Below are 3566 nucleotides of genomic sequence, written 5' to 3' on the forward strand. Positions count from 1 at the left end.
CTACCAGGGGCTTCACTCATGTCTGACGCCGAGTCGCCATCCCGCCGTCCGGCATCATCACGCACCGCAACCGTCACGTTGCCGAGAAGGCTTCAGTGCGTGGCACTGTTCCCGGCTCCCGCAGGCACGTAGAGCACCCTGTCGACATGAAGCGGTACGGGTGGAATCCTCGGCACGGACGAATGGTGAAGTGGTCCGTGACATACGCGGCACACAGAGGTGAGCGCGCAATCACGGCCATGTTGTTGCGTCACTGCGCGGTGAGCACACTACGTCCTCAGGAAGGGAGGAGGGTGTCGCTGTCGGGGCAGATGGGAAAGATCTGGTCGAGGCCGACGATGCGCAGGGTGTGCGTGGGTACGGATGCGAGTGCGAAGTTCGCTTGGGCGGCGTGGGCGTGGTTGTGGGCGGCGCTGAGGCCGCTGGAGTCGCAGAATTCCATGCCGCCCGGGTCCAGGATGAGGAGCTGGCCCGGTCGGAGGGTGATGGCGGGAATCAGTTCCAGTAGTTCCGTGGCGTTGTCGTAGTCGAGCGCGCCGAAAATCTCCAGAACGGGACCAGTGGCAGCGTCTCGGGCGGTGATCTTCACGGGGCTCATCGACTGCTTCTCGTCCGGGGGTGGGGGGCTGGGACACCGAGGGCGAGCAGTGCGGTGTCGTCATCGAGGCCGTCACCGAAGCTGTGCAGCAAGTCGGTCAGGGCCTGGATCGCAGCGGGCGGGGGCTTGCCGGCGTGGTCGGCGGCGAAGGCGAGCAGGGCCTCGTCCCCGTACAGTCCGGTGCGGCCTTCGCCGGTGCGGGCCTCGGTGATGCCGTCGGTGTAGAGCAGGAGCATGTCGCCGGGGGCGAGCACGGTCGTGGCGGCGGTGAAGCACGCGGAGGGCAGGATGCCGACGAGGAGGCCACCGGGAGTGGGCAGGAAGTCGGCGGCGCCGTCGGCACGCACGGCGATGACCGGAGGGTGTCCGCCCGAGGCCAGGTGGACGGAGACCTGCCCGGTGTCGGGGTCGGGGTCGAAGGTGCCGTAGATGGCGGTGCAGTAGCGCGGGTCGCCGCTCCCGGCGTACCGCTCGTGGAGCACCTTGTTGAGGGTGGTCAGAGCCGAGACGGGGTCCGGGTCGTGCAGGGCGGCGGCGCGCAGTGTGTAGCGGGTCAGCGAAGTGAGCGCGGCTGCCTGGGGGCCCTTGCCGCACACGTCACCGAGGAAGAAGCCGAAGCGTTTGCCGTCGATGGGGAAGACGTCGTAGAAGTCGCCGCCGAGCCGGTCGGGATGGGCGGTGTGGTAGTAGGCGGCCGTCTCCACCCCAGGTACCTCCGGGAGGGTGTCGGGCAGCAGCGACTGCTGGAGGACAGCGAGGGCGTCCTGAAGCCGGGCCCGGTCTGCCTCCGCCTGTTTGCGTGCTTCTTCGGCCGCCTTCCGGCCGCGCAGGAGTTCCTCTTCGTAGGCGCGGCGGTCCCGGGCGTCGAAGACGGTGGTGCGGATCAGCAAGGGTTCGCCGGTACTGCCGTGTTTGACCACGGAGGAGACCAGCACGGGCATCCGGCCGCCGCCGGCCTGCTTGATCTCCATGGCGATGCCGCTGATCTCGCCCTGCATCCGTAGCAGCGGCGCGAAGTGCGTCTCGTGATACATCTTGCCGCCCACGGTCAGCAGGTCGGTGAACCGCATCCGGCCCACCACCGCCTCCCGCTCCAGGCCGAGCCAGGTCAGCAGCGTGGTGTTGATCTTCGCGATGGTGCCGTCCATTAGCGTGGACAAGTACCCGCACGGTGCGCTCTCGTACAGTTCCTCGGCGCTGTCCTCCAACAGCGCGGCGAACGCCGGGCTGGAGGTCTTCTCGTCGTCGGCCTCGTGCGGATCGGGTTGCTGCCCGGTGCGGCACATCACCGCAGGGCCGCCAGGAACTCTATGATCGCCTGGTTGGTGGCCTCGGGCGCGGACAGGTGCGGGCAGTGCCCGGTCGCATCCAGTGTGACCAGTGTCGAACCGGGGATCGCCTGGTGGACGAAGGCACCCACCTCCCGGGGAGCGATCACGTCCTGGGTGCACTCCAGCACCAGGGTCGGCACTCCCACGCTCTTCAGTTCGTCCCGCGAGTCCGACAGGAATGTGGTCCGGGCGAAGACACGCGCCATGTCCGGGTCGGTGGCGCAGAAGCTGTTCTTCAGCTCCTCGCCCAGTTCCGGCCGGTCCGCGTTGCCCATGATCACCGGGGCCATCGCCGCCGACCAGCCCAGGTAGTTCGACTCCAGTGACGCCAGTAGCTCGTCGATGTCGTCGGCGCTGAAACCGCCGCGGTAGCCCTCGTCGTCGATGTATCGCGGAGACGGAGCGACCATCACATGCGCCCCGATCCGTTCGGGAGCCATGCCGGCCGCCAGCACACCGATCATCGCGCTGACGGAATGGCCCACGAACACCGCGTCGCGCAGATCGAGCGCCTCGCACACCTCAACCACGTCTTGGGCGTAACCGGTCAGAGAGTCGTAACGGTCCTCCGAGAACGCGGTCGCATCCGAGCGGCCGGAGCCGACGTAGTCGAACAGCACCACCCGGTACTCCTCGACCAAGGCAGGCAGTGTCAACCGCCACATGTTCTGATCGCAGCCGAACCCATGAGCCAGCACCACCGTCCGCCCCTGCGAGGTGCCGGTGACGGTGACATTGTTCCTGCGGGCGATATCCATGCCCGTCAGTCTCTCAGGACCCGCCCAGTGGTCCGATTTGACCTCAGATCCTCCACATCCCGCCCGCCGACTTCACACCCCGGTTTGCGAACACAACAGGTCAGCGCCTTGTCGGATCTGGCCAGTGGGCGCGGGAGGAGAGGCCTCGCCGACTCCTGGCGGATTCCAGCGGGGCCTCGTCGTCTCACGGGAACCCCTACCACGGGGACTTGCAGGAAGGCGGACGGCATCATGCCACGAGAGCCGGAACCTCCCAGGTCACATCGCGTTTCAAGGCAGCCTCCGACGCCGGGCGCGCCGTCACGCTGTCGAATCCCGCGCAAGTGCGGAACAGCGCGGTGTTGCCCAGCCCCGCCGGCTCCTCCCGCAGCACGGGGTCTGCGGTGACCAGCACGGCCTTGAGCTGGTTGATCGCCTGTGTGCGCGCCTTGACCGCGGAATCCTTCGACGGCTTGGACATCAGAGCACTCCGCACCGGCCCGTCGCCCGTCTTGGCCCGTACACGGGCCCGGCCGCTCAGCACCGCCCGCGCCGCCTCCTGTGCATCGACCGGGCCCGACTTCCCGTTCCTGCGGCGGGCCGCACGGTCGGGCCGGTGCACGGCGAGCACCTCGACGTGCTGCGCCGGCAGCCACGGGACAGCCCTGCCCCGTGGCTGCCGGTCCCTTCCAGTCAGGCCCGCGTCGCCGGTTCGAACCCACGCGCCCACTCAAAAGCAGGCAGTGGCCGGACGCGGTGGCAGAAGCGGCGCCCTTCCAGCACGCCACCCGGACAAACCAGCACGCCGTCCGGGTGGGCCGGTCCGCCGCCCGGCCGCTCACCCGACACAGGCCAGCCGGCTCACCCACTGCGCCAGCGTCAGCGAGCCGGCCCGGGCCG

The 3566-nt window shown here is 68.7% G+C and carries 4 protein-coding genes; all 4 read right to left on the reverse strand.

Going from position 1 to position 3566, the window contains the following annotated elements; genetic code table 11:
• Positions 1 to 277: 277 nt before the first annotated feature.
• Positions 278 to 598: an STAS domain-containing protein gene (locus tag AB0I73_RS40675; protein ID WP_363045418.1), complete on the reverse strand. Its 321-nt coding sequence runs from the start codon at positions 596 to 598 to the stop codon at positions 278 to 280.
• Positions 595 to 1884 (reverse strand): SpoIIE family protein phosphatase, encoded by a 1290-nt coding sequence (locus AB0I73_RS40680; protein WP_363045419.1) that lies wholly within the window; start codon positions 1882 to 1884, stop codon positions 595 to 597. Before AB0I73_RS40680 ends, AB0I73_RS40675 begins: the two co-directional genes overlap by 4 nt.
• Positions 1884 to 2687, reverse strand: coding sequence for an alpha/beta hydrolase (locus AB0I73_RS40685; protein ID WP_363045420.1), 804 nt, complete (start codon positions 2685 to 2687; stop codon positions 1884 to 1886). Before AB0I73_RS40685 ends, AB0I73_RS40680 begins: the two co-directional genes overlap by 1 nt.
• Positions 2688 to 2916: 229 nt before the next feature.
• Positions 2917 to 3147, reverse strand: a complete 231-nt coding sequence (locus tag AB0I73_RS40690) for a hypothetical protein (RefSeq protein WP_363045421.1) — start codon at positions 3145 to 3147, stop codon at positions 2917 to 2919.
• Positions 3148 to 3566: the final 419 nt, after the last annotated feature.

The organism is Streptomyces sp. NPDC050388 (genome assembly GCF_040655635.1).
Lineage (GTDB): Bacteria > Actinomycetota > Actinomycetes > Streptomycetales > Streptomycetaceae > Streptomyces.